At 67.3% G+C, this 19,022-nt stretch carries 14 protein-coding genes and 2 tRNA genes; 4 read left to right on the forward strand and 12 right to left on the reverse strand.

Annotated elements, in window-relative coordinates; translation table 11 throughout:
- Nucleotides 1–253: 253 nt before the first annotated feature.
- From E4P42_RS07065 to E4P42_RS07080, 4 genes are all read right to left on the reverse strand, one after another.
- Complete coding sequence (locus E4P42_RS07065; RefSeq protein WP_135124480.1) at nucleotides 254–925, reverse strand: ATP-dependent Clp protease proteolytic subunit; 672 nt, start codon at nucleotides 923–925, stop codon at nucleotides 254–256.
- Nucleotides 922–1,524: an ATP-dependent Clp protease proteolytic subunit gene (locus E4P42_RS07070; protein WP_135124761.1), complete on the reverse strand. Its 603-nt coding sequence runs from the start codon at nucleotides 1,522–1,524 to the stop codon at nucleotides 922–924. The genes E4P42_RS07065 and E4P42_RS07070 overlap by 4 nt, the downstream gene beginning before the upstream one ends.
- Before the next feature lie 132 nt (nucleotides 1,525–1,656).
- The gene (gene tig / locus E4P42_RS07075; RefSeq protein ID WP_135124482.1) at nucleotides 1,657–3,075 is read right to left on the reverse strand and encodes a trigger factor; all 1,419 of its coding nucleotides are present in this window, start codon (nucleotides 3,073–3,075) and stop codon (nucleotides 1,657–1,659) included.
- A 48-nt stretch (nucleotides 3,076–3,123) separates the two neighbouring features.
- Nucleotides 3,124–3,197, reverse strand: a tRNA-Pro gene (locus E4P42_RS07080).
- A 138-nt stretch (nucleotides 3,198–3,335) separates the two neighbouring features.
- Between E4P42_RS07080 and E4P42_RS07085 the strand changes: the two genes are divergently transcribed.
- Nucleotides 3,336–3,409: transfer RNA gene (locus tag E4P42_RS07085), tRNA-Gly, on the forward strand.
- A gap of 619 nt (nucleotides 3,410–4,028) precedes the next feature.
- Here the strand turns inward: E4P42_RS07085 and E4P42_RS07090 are convergent.
- The 3 genes from E4P42_RS07090 to E4P42_RS07100 all read right to left on the reverse strand — a co-directional run bounded on the left by E4P42_RS07090 (nucleotide 4,029) and on the right by E4P42_RS07100 (nucleotide 7,644).
- Nucleotides 4,029–4,433 carry a nitroreductase family deazaflavin-dependent oxidoreductase gene (locus E4P42_RS07090; protein ID WP_135124483.1) on the reverse strand — a complete coding sequence of 135 codons (405 nt, stop codon included), beginning with the start codon at nucleotides 4,431–4,433 and terminating at the stop codon, nucleotides 4,029–4,031.
- 395 nt (nucleotides 4,434–4,828) lie between these two features.
- Entirely contained in the window at nucleotides 4,829–6,583 is a 1,755-nt protein-coding gene (locus tag E4P42_RS07095; RefSeq protein ID WP_135124485.1) for an MOSC and FAD-binding oxidoreductase domain-containing protein, read from the reverse strand.
- A 188-nt stretch (nucleotides 6,584–6,771) separates the two neighbouring features.
- Nucleotides 6,772–7,644: an SAM-dependent methyltransferase gene (locus tag E4P42_RS07100; protein WP_135124487.1), complete on the reverse strand. Its 873-nt coding sequence runs from the start codon at nucleotides 7,642–7,644 to the stop codon at nucleotides 6,772–6,774.
- A 306-nt stretch (nucleotides 7,645–7,950) separates the two neighbouring features.
- Here E4P42_RS07100 and E4P42_RS07105 point away from each other — a divergent pair, with 306 nt between their 5' ends.
- Entirely contained in the window at nucleotides 7,951–10,479 is a 2,529-nt protein-coding gene (locus E4P42_RS07105; RefSeq protein ID WP_245233916.1) for a glycosyl hydrolase family 28-related protein, read from the forward strand.
- On the opposite strand, the gene E4P42_RS07110 is transcribed toward E4P42_RS07105, so the two are convergent.
- The 4 genes from E4P42_RS07110 to E4P42_RS07125 all read right to left on the reverse strand — a co-directional run bounded on the left by E4P42_RS07110 (nucleotide 10,452) and on the right by E4P42_RS07125 (nucleotide 14,915).
- Entirely contained in the window at nucleotides 10,452–11,840 is a 1,389-nt protein-coding gene (locus tag E4P42_RS07110) for an FAD-dependent oxidoreductase (RefSeq protein ID WP_135124491.1), read from the reverse strand. The two genes, E4P42_RS07105 and E4P42_RS07110, sit on opposite strands and share 28 nt — an antisense overlap.
- A gap of 4 nt (nucleotides 11,841–11,844) precedes the next feature.
- Complete coding sequence (locus tag E4P42_RS07115) at nucleotides 11,845–12,477, reverse strand: undecaprenyl diphosphate synthase family protein (protein WP_135124763.1); 633 nt, start codon at nucleotides 12,475–12,477, stop codon at nucleotides 11,845–11,847.
- A gap of 67 nt (nucleotides 12,478–12,544) precedes the next feature.
- Complete coding sequence (locus E4P42_RS07120) at nucleotides 12,545–14,056, reverse strand: sugar transferase (RefSeq protein ID WP_135124493.1); 1,512 nt, start codon at nucleotides 14,054–14,056, stop codon at nucleotides 12,545–12,547.
- Between the two features lie 163 nt (nucleotides 14,057–14,219).
- Nucleotides 14,220–14,915: a GAF domain-containing protein gene (locus tag E4P42_RS07125; RefSeq protein ID WP_135124765.1), complete on the reverse strand. Its 696-nt coding sequence runs from the start codon at nucleotides 14,913–14,915 to the stop codon at nucleotides 14,220–14,222.
- A gap of 125 nt (nucleotides 14,916–15,040) precedes the next feature.
- On the opposite strand from E4P42_RS07125, the gene E4P42_RS07130 reads away from it, so the two are divergent.
- The gene (locus E4P42_RS07130; protein ID WP_135124495.1) at nucleotides 15,041–16,189 is read left to right on the forward strand and encodes a glycosyltransferase family 1 protein; all 1,149 of its coding nucleotides are present in this window, start codon (nucleotides 15,041–15,043) and stop codon (nucleotides 16,187–16,189) included.
- 2 nt (nucleotides 16,190–16,191) lie between these two features.
- Nucleotides 16,192–17,772, forward strand: coding sequence for a glycosyl hydrolase family 28-related protein (locus tag E4P42_RS07135; protein ID WP_245233928.1), 1,581 nt, complete (start codon nucleotides 16,192–16,194; stop codon nucleotides 17,770–17,772).
- Here E4P42_RS07135 and E4P42_RS07140 read toward each other — a convergent pair.
- A complete protein-coding gene (locus E4P42_RS07140; protein WP_135124499.1) occupies nucleotides 17,726–19,021 on the reverse strand; it encodes an O-antigen polymerase in 1,296 nt (431 codons plus the stop codon). The two genes, E4P42_RS07135 and E4P42_RS07140, sit on opposite strands and share 47 nt — an antisense overlap.
- Nucleotide 19,022 lies beyond the last annotated feature (1 nt).

The following is a 19,022-nucleotide window of genomic DNA, read 5'->3' on the forward strand; positions in this document are numbered from 1 at the left end:
GGCACTCGAAGAGGCCTTGTTCCCGACGCTACCCGTTCACTCCGGCGCGGTGCGACCGTTAGAGCCGAATCGCGTCGGTGGTATTCAGCTGTGTCGCGTCAACATATCGCCTGACGCGCCCGGTTGCCGCTCGCCACGCGCCGCCGTGTCGCTGGCGTGTCGCCACCGTGACCGGAAACGCAGAACGGCCTGGAGCCAACGATACCGCGCGCGGCACCGTCGGCTTCCGGGCCGAACAGCGAACGTAGCTCGATCAGGACGACTGGGCGGACAGCTTCCGGTACTCGAGCACCGTGTCGATGATCCCGTACTCCTTGGCCGCCTCTGCGGTGAGGATCTTGTCGCGGTCGGTGTCCTTGCGGATCACGTCGGCCGGCTTGCCGGTGTGGCGCGACAGGGTCTCCTCCATCAGCGTGCGCATCCGCTCGATCTCGGCGGCCTGGATCTCCAGGTCGGAGAACTGGCCCTGGATGACGCCGCCCAGTGCGGGCTGATGGATCAGCACGCGGGCGTTGGGCAGCGCGAGGCGCTTGCCCGGGGTGCCCGCGGCCAGCAGCACCGCGGCGGCCGAGGCGGCCTGCCCCAGGCACACCGTCTGGATGTCGGCGCGCACGTACTGCATGGTGTCGTAGATCGCCATCAACGAGGTGAACGAGCCACCGGGCGAGTTGATGTACATGGTGATGTCGCGGTCGGGATCGAGCGACTCCAGGACCAGCAGCTGGGCCATGATGTCGTTCGCCGACGCGTCATCGACCTGCACCCCGAGGAAGATGATGCGTTCCTCGAAGAGCTTGTTGTACGGGTTCGACTCCTTGACGCCGAAGCTCGAGTGCTCGATGAACGACGGCAGGATGTAGCGCGCCTGCGGCTGCACGCGCGGGTCCAGGGCCGGGTGGATTGACGGGTGTTGATTGTCGGTCATTTGTCGAGTCCTGCTCCTGGTCCTGAGCCGTTGATGCTGGCGCTGGTGATGATGTGGTCGACGAAGCCGTACTCGAGGGCTTCCTGCGCGGTGAACCAGCGGTCGCGGTCGGAGTCGGCCTCGATGCGCTCGATGCTCTGCCCGGTGAACTCGGCGTTCAGCCGGAACATCTCCTTCTTGATCACCGCGAACTGCTCGGCCTGGATCGCGATGTCCGCCGCGCCACCGGTGATGCCACCCAGCGGCTGGTGCATCAGGATGCGGGCGTGCGGCAGCGCGTACCGCTTGCCCTTGGTGCCCGCGGCGAGCAGGAACTCACCCATCGAGGCGGCCATGCCCATCGCGTAGGTGGCCACATCGCACGGCGCGAGCACCATCGTGTCGTAGATCGCCATGCCCGCGCTGATCGAGCCGCCGGGCGAGTTGATGTAGAGGTGGATGTCCTTGGTGGGGTCCTCCGCGGACAGCAGCAAGATCTGAGCGCACAGGCGGTTGGCGATGTCGTCGTCAACCTGCGACCCCAGGAAGATGATGCGTTCGGCGAGCAACCGCTCATAGACCGAATCCTGGAGCGTCAGTCCCGGCGCCCCGCCACGCATAACAGTCACGACTGGATACCTGCTTTCTCTTACGTCTCGATCGCCGTCGTCGTCGGTGTCTCGTCTCGATACCGACACTAACCAACACGCGACGGCGTGCACTCCCTGACGGGGGCGCGTTCGCTCACAGCGTCACTTGGTGTCGGTGGATGCCTCGTCGGCGTCATCGTCGGCGACGTCGTCGGCGTCTTCGGGGACCTCGAGCTCAGGGGTCTCCGCCTGCGCGTCACCGGACGGGCCGAAGAACTCGTCGGTGTCGATCTCGTTGCCGTCGGTGTCCTTGACGGTGGCGCCGTGCACCACCGCGGCGATGGTCAGGCCGCGGCGCACGTCGGCGAACATCGCGGGCAGCTGGTTGTTCTGCTGGAGGATCTGCAACAGCTGCTGCGGCTCCAGGCCGTACTGACGCGACATCAGCACCAGCCGCTCGGTGAGGTCCTGCTGGCCCACCTGGACGTCGAGCTCATCGGCCAGCGCGTCCATCAGCAGCTGGGTCTTGATGGCCTTCTCGGCGTTGGTGCGGTTCTCGGTGTCCCACTCCTCGCGGGTGGTGCCCTGCTCGGTGAGCTGCTGGGCGAACCGGTCCTCGTCGTGGTCGAACGGGTGGATCGCGTTGTGCAGGGAGTCGTCGACCTGGGCCTGCACGATCTTCTCGGGCAGCGGCACCTCGGTCTGCTCGAGCAGCAGCTCGAGCGCCTTGTCCCGGATCTGCTCGGCCTGCTGGACGCGCTTGACCCGGCGCACCTGCTCGATGAGGCTCTCCTTGAGCTCGTCGATGGTGTCGAACTCGCTGGCCAGCTGGGCGAACTCGTCGTCGGGCTCGGGGAGTTCGCGCTCCTTGATCGACTTCACCGTGACCGTGACCTGAGCTTCCTTACCGGCGTGCTCGCCGGCGGCCAGCGTGGTGGTGAACTCCTTGCTCTCCCCCTCCGACAGGCCGACGATCGCGTCGTCGAGTCCGTCGATGAGCTGGCCGGAGCCCACCTCGTGGGACAGGCCCTCGGTCGTGGCCTCAGGGACGTCCTTGCCGTCGACGGTGGCCGTCAGGTCGATCGAGACGAAGTCGCCGGTCTGGGCGGGACGCTCGACGCCGGTCAGCGTGCCGAAGCGGGCGCGCAGGTTATCGAGCTCGGCGTCGACCTCGTCGTCGTCGACCGCGATCGGGTCGACGGTGATCTCCAGGGCCGACAGGTCGGGCAGGGTGATCTCGGGGCGGACGTCGACCTCGGCGGTGAAGACCAGGTCCTCGCCGTATTCCTTCTTGGTGATCTCGATCTCGGGCTGGCCGAGCGGCTGCACCTCCGAGCTCGTCACGGCCTCGGTGTAGCGGCCGGGGACGGCCTCGCCGACGACCTGGTCGAGCATGGCCTCACGGCCGACCCGGGCCTCGAGCAGCTTGCGCGGCGCCTTACCGGGCCGGAAGCCGGGCAGCCGGACCTGCTTGGCGAGCTCCTTGAACGCCCTGTCGAAGTCGGGCTCGAGTTCTGTGAAGGGCACCTCCACGTTGATGCGCACCCGGGTGGGGCTCAACTTCTCGACGGTGCTCTTCACTGCGGTCACTCCTCATGTGTGGGTATTCGGTGGTGCGGTTGCGTGTTGTCGGGGTGACAGGATTTGAACCTGCGGCCTTCCGCTCCCAAAGCGGATGCGCTACCAAGCTGCGCTACACCCCGCGCACGTCGCGGTCCGCGCTGCGCTCGCACGCGTCGCTGACCACGCGAGATACTACGGCTTCCACGCGTGGGCTCTGCGCGCGAGGCGACCAATTGGCTTTGATCCGGTGCGCGCCGGTACGATCTGCTGCGCAACATGCGGGCGTAGCTCAATGGTAGAGCCCTAGTCTTCCAAACTAGCTACGCGGGTTCGATTCCCGTCGCCCGCTCCACCGGCTACCAGGGGTAACCCGGTAGCACAAGCGTTCGACTCGCCCGGCGGTCCCTTAACGGTCCCTTGCGCCTGCTTGTCGCAGCGCAGTGCCATACTCCACGCGAATGACGAGTCGGAGGGGTTCTGCGGGATGTTGGACTGGCTGAAAGATGGCCTGACCATCGCCGACTCTGGCTTCGCCGTGCTGGGCGGCCTGATTCTTGCTGCCGGATACAGCATTAGGCCTCTGCGGCGACGGTGGCAACGCAGGCCTTCGCAGGTACATAAGCAGTAGGCCGAAAAACTCGACCAAGTTGGCCTCGGTCGACCCCTGGAAACGATCGAAGCGGTGCTGGGATCACCTCACCTTCTCAACCGGTGGAACACGCCAGAAGGTCGGGGTGAAGAACGGATCTACCGATTGCCAGGTGCCTGAGTGGTGCTGCACCCACGTGAGGACGCAGTGGCGGCCTACTCAATCACCATCACTGACGACGACGCCGCGACGAAAGCCCCGTCGAGCTGATTCATCCGCCCCGATAGCGGCTCTACCAGCGGTTCCACAGTGCCCCGAGTCGGACTCGAACCGACACTGGGCGGATTTTAAAGTCCGCTGCCTCAGCTCGGAGCCCGACGCGTTACAGAGGTCTGCGCGCAGAGCCCGCATTCGTCAGCAGCAAGGCTGCCTCGTTGTAGGGAAACGCTCGGTAGAGCAGCCGGGAACGCGGTATGACGAGGGCCGCGGCCTCGGCCTTGCTCACCACCCGTGGGTTGACGAGCGCGACAGCCCGTCCACGCTTGCGCAGCACCGTCGGTCCGCCGGCCAGCACGTTCTTCAACCAGTCCGTATGCAGACCGTAGCCAATGAGGATGGCGTAGCCATCATGGGTCTCGAATACCAAAAGGGGCGTTCGATATCGCTTACCCGACTTCCGCCCGACGTGCTCGAGCCTCCCGAGGCTCGGAAGCCACGGTGAGATCGTGCGAGCCGCCGGATTGGTGACTCGCTTGTTGAACTCTGCGATTCGTCGAGGCACGCGCATTCTCGGAGTCTAAGTATTGGTCGAAATGAGTGACTGCTGCAGAGCCAAACACTCCGCGCGGTCCCGTTCTGGTCCCGTAGACACGGCCGAACGGCACCCATACCGACGGCGGACCGTAAACGATCCGGATCCGTACTCAAAACCTGCTCAAGGCCGGTTTTCGCCGCCGGTTCACGTCCGCTACCAGCACAGTTCCGAACCCGTGTTCGATGCATCGCCCTGGTCTTCCAAACTAGCTACGCGGGTTCGATTCCCGTCGCCCGCTCCACCGGCTATCAGGGGTAACCCGGTAGCACGCTTGTTCGAACGATTCGGAAACCTTGCCAATACCCCCGACTGTGCCGGGGCGGTGGCGCGTACCGAGTGGGCTCGTGGTGGATCCTCCCGGTCGGGGGTCACAGGTCGAGCACCACCGGTTCGACGGGGCGGCTGCAGCAGATCAGCACGTTGCCCGCGGCGGGTGGTTCCAGCGGTTCGGGGTCGTAGCTGACCGCGCCGCTGAGCAGCGCGGTCTCACAGTTGTGGCACACCCCCGTCCGGCAGGACCACCGTGTCGGCACGTCACACGCCTCGGCGAGTTCGAGCAGGCTCGGGTAGGCCGACCCGAACGGCGCGATCACCGCGCTCCGCGCGAACGACACCTCCGGTCCTGTGCCGGGCGGCCCCTGGGGCGGATGCGGCGCCTTGCCGGTGCGTGCCGCGATGCCGGGCGTCAGGGCGGCGCCCGCACCGAAGGTCTCGACGTGCACGCGCGACGGTGCGTAACCGGCGTCGACCAGCGCGTTGCTCATCTGCCGCATGAAGCTGTCCGGGCCGCACAGGTACGCCTCCGCGTCGCGCGGAACGCCGAGTGCGTCGATGACGTCGGGGCCGATTCGCCCCGCGGCGGTGTAGTCGGCGCCTTCGAGGTCCTCGAGACGGGGCCTGCTGTAGCGGACGTGCCAGTGACCGTGAACGAGTTGATCGACCAGAGCGCGGCTTTCGACGGCGAAGGGGTGTTCGGATCCGTCGCGGGCGCCGTGCACCCACCACACCTCGCGGGTCGACCGCTCGCCGACCAGCGCGTGCAGCATCGCCAGCACCGGTGTCACGCCGACACCGGCGGACAACAACAGGATGGGGTGGTCGCCGGCGCCGAGGTAGAACACCCCACGCGGTGCGGAGACGTCGAGGTGTTGGCCGGCGCGGACGTGCTCACGGATGAAAGTGCTGCCCAGTCCGTGCGGTTCGACCTTGACGCCGATGCGGTAGGACGAGGCACCGGGCTGGTTCGACAGCGAGTAGGTGCGAATCATCGGCGCCGCGCCCGGGGCGGTCGACAACCGCAGCGCGACGGACTGGCCGGGCAGCCACTCGGGCAGGGCTGCGCCATCGGGGTCGGCGAGGGTCAACGCCACGACGCTGCGGCTTTCGTCGTGCACCTCGGTGACGGCCATCCGCCGGAACCCGGCCCACGCCGGTGGCGGCACCTTCGCGGCCTCGGTGAGCCCGGCGTTGCCCTCGCCGTCGCCGTGTGCGACGAGGCTTTCCAGCGACGCCCTCCATCCCGGGCTGAGCGCGTCGATCCGCAGGGCGCGTTCCAGCGCGTCGCGCGGATGGCCCGGCAGGTAGAGCAGCGCGTCGATCTCGGCGACGGTGACGTGTTCGGGCCCGTCGCTGATTTTGTCGATCGACCGGCCGGCCTCGACGAGCCCTTGCTCGATGACACGGCAGTAGAAGCCCGGCCGGCGGTGGGACACCAGCAGCGCGGCCATCCGCGGCTCGCCCAACCGGAGTCCGACGCGGTAGCAGGTGACCCGTGGCTGCGTGACCTCCAGTACCGCGCCGCCGATCCGGTAGCGGTCACCGATGCACACCTCGTCGTCGGGGAGGCCGTCGACGGTGAAGTTCTCGCCGAAGTGGCCGGGCCGCAGATCGTCGCGGCCGAGTATGCGGGCCCAATGACGGTACGAGTCGAGTTGGTAGACCAGCACCGCGCGCTGTTCGCCACCGTGACCGCCCAGATCGCCTTGGCCGTCGCCGTCGATGTTGAGCCGGCCGGCCATGCGCGGGCCGTCGACCGGAGCCTTCCACGCCCCGGTGAAGACAGTGCGCCCCAGCCAGGCAACGTCTTTGGGCAGGCCCACGTTGACGGAAACGAGCGTCGCCACAGGCGCCTCCGAAATATCGTCGATGTAGCCGACCCGCGCGCGAACGTCTGTCCACAGCTGACTTTCGGGGACCGCCACGTCTCCGCGGTGCTTCATCACCCGTGTATCACGTCCCGTGGGTCCGGCACGGCGTAATTCCCGCTCGTTAAGGAAATCTGCTCCCGTCGCACCCGGAGAGTGAGGCCGGCTCAGCGTTCGGCCAGTGCCGACCACTCGATCGGGGATGCCGCCACGGCACGCCCGGTGGGCCGGATGTAGAGGTCGCGGTAGTAGCTCGGTCCGACCTGTTCCACCAGCCGCCAGCCGTATTCGGCAAGCAGTTCACCGACTCTCTCCGGCACCATTCCCGACTTCCACACCTGACGGCGGCTCCGAAACCGGCGGTACACCGGCTCGGCGCCGTAGAGCTCGGCGCCGTCGATGAAGTCCTGTCGGATGTAGGTGAAGACCAGCTTGCTACCGGGCGCGGCCGAGCTGAGTTGCGCGAGCGTGGCGCGCACCGCCTCGGGGGTGAGGTACTGGGTGACATCTTCCCAGATGAAGAACGTGCGCTGGGTGTTGCGGTATCCGGCCGACTCGAGCTTCCCGATCAGGTCGTCGGTCTCGAAGTCGACGGGAACCAGGCGCACCGAGGCCGGGATGCCGCCGAGCACCCGCTCGACGACCTCGGCCTTGCGGTCGATGTTGAGCTGCTGGTCCACCTCGAACACCGGCAGGTCGCTGTGCCGGGCGATACGGCAGGCACGGGTGTCCAAACCCGCGCCGAGGATCACCACCGCATCGGTCTCGTTCAGCGGATCCGAGAGCCGCTCGTCGATGAAGCGTTTCCGGCACGCGATGCTGGCCCATAGTCCCGGCCCCGACCGGTCGGAGGACGCCAGAGCGGCCTTGCGCACCGCGTCCACCCGCATCAGCCCGACCACGAGGCGCAGCCGGGCGGGCAGGAAGGATTCGGCGAGGTCGTCGTCGACCAGCCGGCGGTCCGGCGCCTCATGATGCTCGATGGCCGCGAGTGCCATGGGCCCGAGTGCCGTCTGCGCGGCAGGGTTGCGGTTGCTCATTCGCGTTGCCCGTCGCCGTACTGACCCATGGGCACCGACCCTACGACCGCGGCCGGCTCATCGGCCGTTCCCTCGCCCATGCTCGGGCGAACTCTTCGACATCCCGGTAGTGAGAACATCGTCGATTCCGCGCGCGGTGACCTTCCATCCCCATCACGCGTCGGGGGGTGAGAGATAAGCGCCCTTCCCACGTCGAGCAAGTTTGCTCTTTCAAAGATGTGTCGCCGCAGCTACCCTGTCTCAGGACACTCGTTGACGCGAGTGACAATTGGGGGGATTTCACTGGTGGGTACTCGAGCATGCCGCATGAGCGGCGCGGCGCTGGCCGTCGGGGTCGGGCTGCTCCTGTCGCCGGGCGTCGCGGCAGCAACCCCCGCCGCCGACTCGCCGGACACCGGCGTATCCGCCGACGCCGGCCCGTCGGCCGGCCCGCAGACCACCGAAGAGACCGGTGCCGACGCAGCCGACGACAGCGACGACGAGGCCGACGGCGAACCCGACGAGACCGACGACGGGGATGAGGCGCTCGGCGATGCCGACCCAGGCGACGACCCGTCGGACAATGATGTCGAACCGCCAGCCGAAACCGCCGACGACGAATTCGACCATCACGGCACGGACGACGAGGCGAAACAACCCCCTGCCGAGGACGAGCCTGCCGACGAACCGGTCGAAGAGGACCGGAGCCTCGTCGATATCCCGACAGACGACGTCGTCGAGGAGCCCGCCGCACCCGTCATCGAAGAGCCCGCGGCTGACCTCCCCGCGCCGACGCCGCAGATCGACCTCGAGGCGCCGACACCGGCGTCGGCACCCGCCGAGATGCCCGCGGCACCTCAAGCCTTCGTCGAGAAGCTGGGCAGTGCCTTCGGTTTGGGCGACACTCCGGCACCGGTCGAGTCACCGGTGTTGTGGACCCTGCTGGCATGGGCGCGCCGCCAGTTCGTCGGCACCACGGCGGCGACCACGGCCGTGCGCTCGTCGGCATCGGCCACGTCGTCGACCTCGACACCGATAACGACGATCAACGTCAAGGACTACGGCGCGGTGGGTGACGGCATCACCGACGATTCGGCCGCCATCAAGGCCGCCGAGGCGGCGCTCACGTCGGGTCAGCGCCTCTACTTCCCCGAAGGCACCTACCGCTTCGCACAGCAGCACCCGGCCGGCCACGCCGCGATCCGGCTCGCCGGCCTGTCGGACGTGACGGTGGAGTTCGCGCCGGGCGCCCGGCTGCTGATGGACAATCTCGACGCCGCCGGGCACGGCACGAGCCACGGCATCCGCATCGAAGGCGCTGCCTCCCATGTGACCATCCTCAACGCCACCGTCGAATGGAAGACCCGGCCGTCAGCGCGCAGCTTCGGTGACGGATTCTCGATCCTGGGGTGGCCGTCGGACAGCCCTCCCCCGCCGGGCTGGACCGGATCGACGGGAACGGTGTCGAACGTCTCGCTGGTCAACGCCCGGGTGGTCAACGCCCCTCAGACCGGGGCGGTGTTCATGGGCGCCTCCGACGTGACCGTCACGAACTTCACCGCGGTCGGCACGCTGGGTGACGGTCTGCACTTCAACGCGAACCGACGCGTCACCGTCGACGGCCTGCTCGCACAGAACACCGGTGACGACGGCCTGGCGTTCGTCACCTACTACGACCCGACGCAACCCTGGACATACGGGCCCGGAGACGGCCCGTTCAACCAGTCGGGACTGGGCGAGTGGAACAACGGTGGCTCCGTGGCCTCCCACATCACTGTGACGGGCGGTGCCGCCAGCGGTGTGCGGGTGCAGGGCGGCTATGACATCACGATCACCGACGTCACCGTGACCGGTAAGGAGTTCGGCCTTCAGGTCAACTCCGCCAAGGCCTCCGGTCCGGGCGACTGGACCAGCCTCGCGTCTCGCGACGTCCGCATCTCCGACGTCACCATCAGCGGAACTCAGACCGGGATCGTCCTCGCCACCAACAACATCGACGGCACCGAACCCGCCATGTGGTGGGACTTCGCAGGGCTGACGATCAGCGATGTCACCATTTACAACTCCCGCAACTGGTCGCTCGCCGTCGAGACACCCGCGACCACCACCAGTAGATTCGCCGGCGTCACCCTGCGCAACATCCACGCCGAGGTCGACGCCGACGTCGGGCCGCTCGGTGGCGGCAACGGCGGCATGCTGTTCGCGTCGCTGCGGGACTCGGTCATCGACAACGTGCGTCTGGTGTCGGTGCACGCCAGCGACATCAATGTCCTCGGCGCATCGCAGATCCGCAGTCAGTACAGCGTCGCGGATCTGCCGTCGTCGAATCTGACGATCGACGGCCTCGTTCTCGAGGGTCCGGGCCGAATCCTGATCCAGGACATCGCCGGCCTCGACGTCGGCGATATCGCCTCCTACGGTGCGCACGGCGCCGCCGTCGAGATTTACCGGGTGAGCAGTGCCTCCTTCGACACGATCGGGGCCCACCTCGCCGGTCGTGGCGCCGGTGCGGGCTGGGGCGTGCGACTGCTGCAGGTCCACGACCTCGACGTCGCGAACATCGAGGTGACCACCGACGACCACATCGGATCCTCTTGGTGGGCGGTCGAACTGGGCGGCGGCAATCCCGAGCAGGACATCGCCGGCGAGGGCGTGCGCATCGAGAACGTCACTTACGTCAGCGGGCGCGACGCGGCCGGCTCGGACATCGTGATCCAGGGTGGGCCGTACGGCCCGGTGGACTGGTACATCAACGCGACCTGGCTGCATCAGGGAGAGGCGTCACCGCAGTGGCGCACGGGCGCGTGGGGCGACACGGCTCCCGCCGCTCACATCCTCAACAACCCGGATTCCTGATAGCGCAGATCCGTGTTCACCTGCCACGGGTCGGCGTCGTCGCCGAAGTAGCGCGCGACGCTCTGCATAGCGCTCAGCATCGCGTGGTCCTGGTTGTCGTAGTGGTGCATGCCGTTGCGCCCCATCGGCCGGAGCGACGGATGCTGCCGGCGCAGGAATTCGCGGATCAGCGCGACGCCCCTCTCCCGCGCGAGATCGTAGACCGGGTAGGCGTATTGCGACCGGACGAAGACGACCGGCTCCACGGCCGACACGATCCCGAAGGTTCGAAGATCGCTTTCGACGATCGACGTCAGGGAGTCGTCATCGGCCGCCCACAGGTCGTCCTCGGCATTGGTGAAGTACTCCAGGCCGAGGTAGGTGCCACCGAATCCCGCCGGGGTCAGCTCCGGGGACCACTCGCAGTAGTTCTGGATGCGCCCCACCCGCATGTGCTCACCCGGGGTGTAGATCCAGTTGTACGGCAGGTCTATCCGCTCGTGGACGGCGACTCCGACGGTGATCAGGGCGCGGTGCTTGAGGGCGGCGGCCGCCGCCCGGACGTACTCAGGTGGCTCGGGCTCCAAGGCTTCGATGAGGGTTTTCAGCGGCATGCTCGAGAACACCGCGTCACCGGAGGCGGTATCTCCGTTGCGCAACTCGACGGTCCACATCCCGCCGTCGCGGCGCACCTTCGTCACTGGTGAATTCAGTGACGCCGCCACGCCGTTGTCCGCAAGCGCCGCCGCCGCCGCTTCCCACAGTTGCCCGGGCCCGAGGCGGGGATACTGGAAGACGTCGCGCGCGGTGAAGTCGTCGACCTTCCGCCAGCGGATCGGCCGAATCCGTTGATTCGCCCATTCGCTCGTCAGCTCAGCCGGATCGGCGAGCCAGGTCTTGCGGACGTAACCGTCGAAGAACAGCGTGTACCAATGACGGCCGAATTCCCTGACGCCCCACTCCTCGAAGCTCTCCGAGCCGACCCGGCGACGCCCGCGACGGAGCAGCCTGGCCGTCACCAGATCGCCGAGGCCGCGGGCTCCGCTGCGGACACCCAACTGGACGAGCAGATCACGGCCGATGAGCGGATACCTCACTCGTCGACCGTGCACCAGGATGGCCGAGCGCCGAGCGACCGAGATCCACTGGTCGGCGGGTAGCAGCGACCGCCAAAGGCCGAGGATGGCCTCGTCTTTGGTGAAGAACCGATGCCCACCGGCGTCGACCCGCCAGTCACCCCGGCGCGGCGCGCGGGCCAGCCCGCCGACGTTGCCGGTCGCCTCGTAGAGCCGGGGTGTGACCCCGCGCTTGACGAGTTCGAGTGCGGCCGTGAGCCCGGCGGGCCCGGCGCCGATGATCAGCGGACTTCCCTTGACGCTCATCGCGTTACCGTCCGCGCCGCTGCGGCACGCGTCGGTAATCGGTGATCAGGTCGTCGATGTGCCGCCGCTGCAGATCGTTGAGCGGAGTCGTCAGGAACACCAGGTGCGCGTACTGGCTCTGCAACGGCAGGAACCCGCTGAGCAACGGCTCCGGCGTGGTGCGGACGATCATGTCGACGTCGCCGATCTCGAAGGCCTCGGTGATATCGCAGCCGTCCCGTTGCGCCCGCCGGTGGGCGGCCCGGAGTTCCTCTCCCGCGTCATAGGCGACGAGAACGTTGATGCGAAAGCCGGCACCGGTCAACGTTTGCTCCGCCGTACGGGCGGCGGACGCGAATTCGTGAGGTACCAGGCCGAGATCGCCGTGGATTCGCACGTTACAGGCGGCGCGATCGAAATGAGCTGGAAGGAGTGTGCTGAAGAAGTGCGTGGATGCCGAATACACGGCATCGAGCTCGTCATCCCGTCGGGCCAGGTTCGCGCGACTCAGGTTGTACACCGACACGGTGCCCACGCCGTGGCCCTGGAGAGCGAGAAGAATATCGATGACCTTTTGCGCACCGCGTCGATATGCGTCGACCAGAGTGGTGTTATTCGCATCCGCCCAACGCCGCAGCCCATCGGGAATCAATCCCACATGCGCCGGACCGTCAGACGGCGATAACTGCACTTATTGAGTGTAGCCGAATTTGCGCCGCATCAAACTATTCTTCCGTCGGACGAAGGACCGCCAGAACAGTCAAGATCAGAATTTTGAGATCTAGAAGCAGCGACCAGTTCTCGATGTAGAAATTGTCGAATTCGGCGCGGTCGGCGATCGAGGTCTGCCCGCGCAGACCATGCACCTGCGCCCATCCGGTGATCCCGGCCTTGACCCGGTGCCGCTCGCCGTAGCGCCGCACATGCATCTCGAACAGTTCCACGAACTCCGGACGTTCGGGACGCGGACCCACCAGGGTCATATCCCCCTTGACCACGTTCAGCAGCTGAGGAAGCTCGTCCAGCGACGTCTTGCGCATGAACTTGCCGATGCGGGTGCGCCGGTCCTCTCCCTCCACTCCTCCGGGCGCGGCTCCCTCCTTCAACTCGAAGGTGGCGCCGGCCGGGGCGGGCCGCATGCTGCGGAACTTCAGGCAGTCGAAGACGACACCGTCGCGCCCCACGCGCGGCTGCCGGAAGAAAATCGGCCCCGGTGAGCTCAGCTTCACCGCGATCGCGAGCCCGATGAGCAGCGGCGAGATCAGCAGCACACCGACCCCGGCGAGCGTCCGACCCAGCCCGTACTTGACGGCGAACTGCCAGCCCTTGGGATCCACCGGGCTCAGCACCATCAGCGGAACCCCACCCAGGTGCTCGATCCTCGCGCTCTCGTTGACGACATCCATCAACCGGGGCACGACACGCACCCGCATCCCGCGCTTCTGCGCCAACTGCGCGCAGCGTGACAATTGCTCGCCGGGCACCGACGACGGCGCGACGATGAGGTCCTCAGCACCCGTGGCCTCCGCGGCAGCCTCGAAATCCTCGACGGTGCCCAGATACGGCACGTTGACCAGTTCCGCGTCGGTGGGCGGCACCTCGTCGAGCACGCCGACGGGACGCAGACCGTAGTCCGGCACCTGAGCCATCCGCAGGATGATCTGGTTGGCGATCGGCCCCGAACCCACGATCAGCGCCGGAGCGCCGAAGCGGTACTTGCGCCGCAGGTACCGCTGCACGACCGACCGCAGGAGTCGCACCACCGGGACCAGGACGGCTGCGCACACCCAGATCCGGACCATGACGTCGCTCGGCCGGATGTGTGCGGTGACCTGCTGGCCCTCCGCGAGAGCAGGCACGCGCATCACCATGACGGTCAACGTCGCCAGCACGGACACCGCGACGGCGGTCTCCACCGGCTCCAGTTCGTCCAGGAAACTGCGGTTGAGCTTGCGCTTGTACAGCGACCGGGTGGCCAGAACGATCACCAGTACCGGCACGAACGCCCACGAGTACAGCAGGACATGACGGTCGTCGGTCTTGTCGCCGATCCACCAGTGCGCCAGCAGCACGGCCCACACGGCCGCCCACACGTCGAGCCCGACGGTGATGGCGACGTACCCGGACTCCACGCGCATTCGGTCGAGCAGACCGGGCCGGCTGGTGGCGCCACCGCTGGGGACCGACGCAGCAGCGTCCGTCCGTCTCTGAACTGTCGCCTGACTAGTGGGCGGCATCGCCTGTCGCCTCCGCGTGTGAATGCATCCGTCACTTCCCCCGGGCAAGCCTTTGCACTTTCAACCCTATAGGGGGCAGGCGGGCTACGTGGAGTAATTCGATCGCGCCCCGCTGACCATTAGCTAGCCATACGAATTTCCTCGGCGCGAGGCAGCGTCGGAATTACTGCTGCCCGGCGTCGGAGCCGAACATCTTCTCGGCGGCGAGTTGGGCGAGATCGGTGAGAATGCGGACGTGGCCCGTGCCCCAGAGCCGCGGCTTGACGTCGAATACGCAGATCGTTCCGACGGCGTTGTCCTCCTTATCGGTCAACGGGATTCCGAGGTAGGCGACCACGGTTCCGTCGCGCACTGCCGGATGATTCTTGAACACCGGGTCGGTCCTGGCGTCCTCGAGTAATAACGCCGAGCCGCTTGCCACCGCGTATTGGCAGACGGACCGCTCGAGGGGCGTCTGCCGCACGCCGCCCTCGATACCCACCGAACTCTTGAAGAATTGCCGGTCGACGTCGATCAGTGACATGGCCGCCGACGGGGCGTCCAGCGCGGCGGCCGCCGCCCGGGTGATGCGGTCGTAAGCCTCTTCAGGAGGCGAGTCCAGCAGCCCGGTGGCATAAAGGGCACGCAACCGGTCGGGGTCGGTGACCTCCGACTCGACACTGGGCATCTCGGTCTCGGCAAACACCTTGCACTCGTTGAGATGAGCCATGAGGTCCTTGATCGAGGCGCGGTCGGTGCGCCTCAGATCCGCGACCATCTGTGACGCCACCGCACGGGCCACATACGAGACGACGTCCTCGCCCGCATCACGCGCGCAGTCCTCGAGCCGTCGGTTGAGCCACTCGTCGAACCCTGTCAGTGAACCGGTCACGGAGGAAACGGTATCCGACCCGCCCGCGGTGAAGGACATGAACAGCGGTGACGAGTCGGGACGCTCCTCGGCGACGTAGCCTGGTTTGAGTATTCAACGAATTTGGAGGGCGCGTGACTGATCCGCGGACTCGGGACCGCCGTGTCGATCTCCTCTTCGATGCCCGGCATATCCGCCAGAGTGGTATCGGAACCTACATCCGCACGCAGCTGCCGTATCTGGAGGAGGCGGCGGCTCGCGACCGGTTGACCCTGGCGGTTCTCGCCGACCCGGATGCCGTGCCGGCGCTGCAACCCGGCACCCGTGTCATCCCGGCATCCCCGGCGCAGGCCCCGATGTACTCGGTCGCCGAACAATCGGTGTGGCGCCGCGCCTTCGACGCCACCCGGCCGCGGGCGGTATGGCTGCCGCACTATCCGTACCCGTTGGCCCGGCTTCTGCCGGGCCACCGCGGGACCGCCCTGTATGTCACCGTGCATGACACGATCCACCTTCTGCCCGAGCGCATCAGCGGGCAGAGCCGGGCCCGCCGGCTGTATGCCCGCGCGATGCTGGCTGCCGATGCCAGGTTCTGCCGCCGGATCTTCACCGTGTCGGAGGCGACGGCCACGACGCTGAAGGACATCGAGCCCACCGCACCGGTCTCGGTGACACCGATTCCCGTGGATGAGGTGTGGTTGAGTCCCGCCGATCCGAGCCAGTCGCCCGTCGGGGGTCGCTATCTGCTGTACGTCGGAAACACCAAGATCTACAAGAACCTTCCGCTCGTTCTGGACGTGTTCGCTGGCCTCGCCGGGGAGATACCCCACCAGCTGGTGATCGCCGGCGGCGGCGCATCCCTGCGGACGTTGGACGACCGGGTCCGCAGGCTCGCCGAGAGCGATCCGGATCGCGTGGTGGTGACCGGTCAGCTGCCGTTCGCCGCGCTGCGGTCCTTGGTCGCGTCCGCGGAGTTGCTGATCATGCCCTCCCTGCACGAGGGCGCCGGCCTCCCCCCGCTCGAGGCCATGGCCTCGCGCACACCGGTGCTGTCCTCGAACATCCCCGCGCTGCGTGAGACATGCGGCGACGGCGCCGACTACTTCGACCCGCATCAGCCCGCGGAACTGGCCGACCTGCTTCGGAAGTACTGTTCTGACGACGGGGCGAGAGCGGAGCTGGCCGACCGCGGCCACGCCCATGTGCTGGCGCGCCAACAGCAGATCTGCGCGACCGCCGCGGCCGATATGATCTGCGCCGAACTCGTCGGCAGCCGTACGTGAAGATGTCGAGGCGCGAGCTGCTGGCCTGCACGTCCGCCGCCGCCGCCTCGGCCGCCCTCGCGGGGTGCTCGATGAACCGACGTCGCACCGTGGTCGACGTGCGCGCCCACGGCGCCACGGGCGACGGGATCACCGACGACTCGCAGGCGATCCGGGCCGCCGCCTCCGCACTTCACTCGGGCAGCACGCTTCGGTTCCCCAGCGGCACATACCGCTTCGCGCAGCGCTGGCCCCCCGGCGGCGCCGCCGTCGTCATTGCCGAGATGGACGACGTCGTGGTCGAGTTCGACCCCGGCGCGGAGCTGTACCTGGACAACCTCCACCCGACCACGCGGACCGGTAGCAGTCACGGCCTGCTCATCCGTGGTCCGGCGTCCCGAATCCGCCTGAATGCGCTCAACATCCGGTGGGCGGACGGCGCACAGCGATCCCTCGGTGACGGCATCAGGGTGGAGGGCTGTCCCGACCTCGGCGACGAACAGCCGCGCGGCTGGTCCGGACCGCCGAGGCCGGTCACCGACGTGTCGGTGTCCGACTGCACCGTGCGGTCGAGCCCGCAGACAGGGGTGATCATGATGGGGGTCTCCGGCATCACGGTGAACGGGCTGCGCGTGACCGACAGCGGCGCGGACGGCCTGCACTTCAACGCCTGCCGACGGGCTTCGGTGGACCAGTACAGCGCCGTCAACACCGGCGACGACGGGCTCGCGCTGGTGACGTATCACGACCCCGAACCGACGTTCGCTCCCGCGTCACACACCTTTTCGTTCCCGGAACTCACCGACTGGTCGAATGCGGAGTTCACCGTCGCCAACGTCAACGTGTTCGGGTGCCGGGCCAACGGTGTCCGGCTGGCGGGTGCCAACCGCGTCACCGTCGAGGGTCTCGACGTCGTCGGCGTCCGTGCCGGTTCGGCATTCCTCATCGACTCCGCCGAACCGGGCACCGATGTCGGGTGGAACTACGTCGCCAGTCGCGAGATCCGCCTCGACGACGTCACCGCGACCGACTGCGACATGGGGATCCACCTGCTCGCCCGGCCCGGTGCGTCCGGCGACCGGCGATTCACCGACTTCGGTGTGCACGTCGGCGATGCGAAGATCGACGATTGCCCCACCTGGGCGGTTCGTGCCGAGTCGCTGACCGAGACCTCGGTCAACGGTATGCGGATCGACAACTGTGGCGTCACGGCCAGTTCCACGACGGGCGGCAACGGCGGCGTGGGGGTGGGAAACGCGAACGCGATCGCGTTCGGCACCTTGACGATCCGCCACGCCCAACCGGTCGCCGCGTTCCAGGCGGTGAAAGCCGAGGCGCTCACCGTCGACCACCTCAGCGTGGCGATCACGCGGCCGGACCGCCCCGAAGGCGACCTCGATCACTGTGTGCTTCTCGACGATTCCGACGGCGTCATCAATCAGCTGACGATCGGCTGGCCGGCCGCCGACGACGCGTGGGTACCCGTCGAACTGTCCTCGCCTGCTCCGTGCTCGGACGACATCGGCGAGACGCCGCTCGCCATCCGCGGTCTGACGGTCACGCCGCCGGTGGCTCGTCCTTCGATGGTCGCGTGCGCGCGGTGACCAGTGCGCCGGCAGCGGTCAACAGCAGAAGGAAGATGACGATCCCGTAGACCAGAATCTGTACCCGCCACACCTCGAGGAAGCAATACGCGACCACACCCGCGGACCCGGCGATGACCGGGCTGAAGCTGAATATCCGTGCGAACGCGTATCCGGCGAATCCGTAGGCCACGATGGTGTAGAGCCACCCCCAGGCGCCGTGCTCCGAATAGATGTCGGCGAACACGGAATTGGTGAAGAAGTTGCCGGCGAAGGTCACCGAGTAGCCGTAGACGGAGGCCTGCTTCCAGCTGTCGTCCTTGGCCACCTTGTTGAACTGCAGAAAGGTCGGCTTCACCGCGTCCAGCGACGCGACCGGACCGACCTGCTTCTCCCAGGCCCCGCTGGCCACCGCATCCGAGACTCCGATCTGGACCTGTGCCGGCACCGCGAGGTAGGCGCCCGACTGATACAGGTTCATGGCCACCGGATTCGACACCCCGGCATCCCGGTAGTAGTTGGCGTTGCGGAAATAGTTGAGCGCGGTGAGAACGGCGAATCCGCAGAGCACGATCACCGCGAGGGTCACCCACGTCCGCGCACCCGCTCCGCCCGCCGCCGAACGTGGCGGGCGTCCCCGAACCCAGACCGCGAGGTAGACGACGCAGGACATCAGCAGCGCCAGCCTCGAGGCGATCATGGCGTTGGAGATGAGGAGCAGGACCCCCGCAACCATGTACGGCCACCGGATGACCTTCTTGCGCCACAGGTATACGCCGATGGGCGCCGCGAGAATGGTGGCGTACCGCAGGGTCTGCGGACCCGCGAATCCCGACAGCGCATTGCTGAAATCGTTGGCGGTCTGTTCACTCAGCGAGGCGACGATCGCCGACGGGCCGCCCACCTTCATGAAGGAGTACCCGACTCCGACGGCGCCGGCCGCCAGGATGAGATAGAAGTAGCGCCGCTCGAACCAGGCGGTGTCGGTCGGCCGGTCGTCGGTGGCAGGTCGTGATCGCCCTGCCCCCCACCAGAATCCCACCATCGACACCATCGCGATCGCGCAGTACCACAGCAGCAGCAGTGCGACGCCCTGCCCGCTGACCTCGGCCGGGGTTGCGAAACCGGTCAATGCCTCGGATGAGGCCTGCGGACCACCGAACTGCCGGCGCGCGTAGAGGGCCGACCAGGCCAGAAACGACAGGGTCACCGGTGCCAGGATCAGCACCGCCGGGCTGAACCATGCGGGCGGGCGGGCGGCGGAGGACATC

Origin of the sequence: Mycobacterium sp. PS03-16, from assembly GCF_004570325.1 — a bacterium.
Taxonomy (GTDB): Bacteria; Actinomycetota; Actinomycetes; order Mycobacteriales; family Mycobacteriaceae; genus Mycobacterium.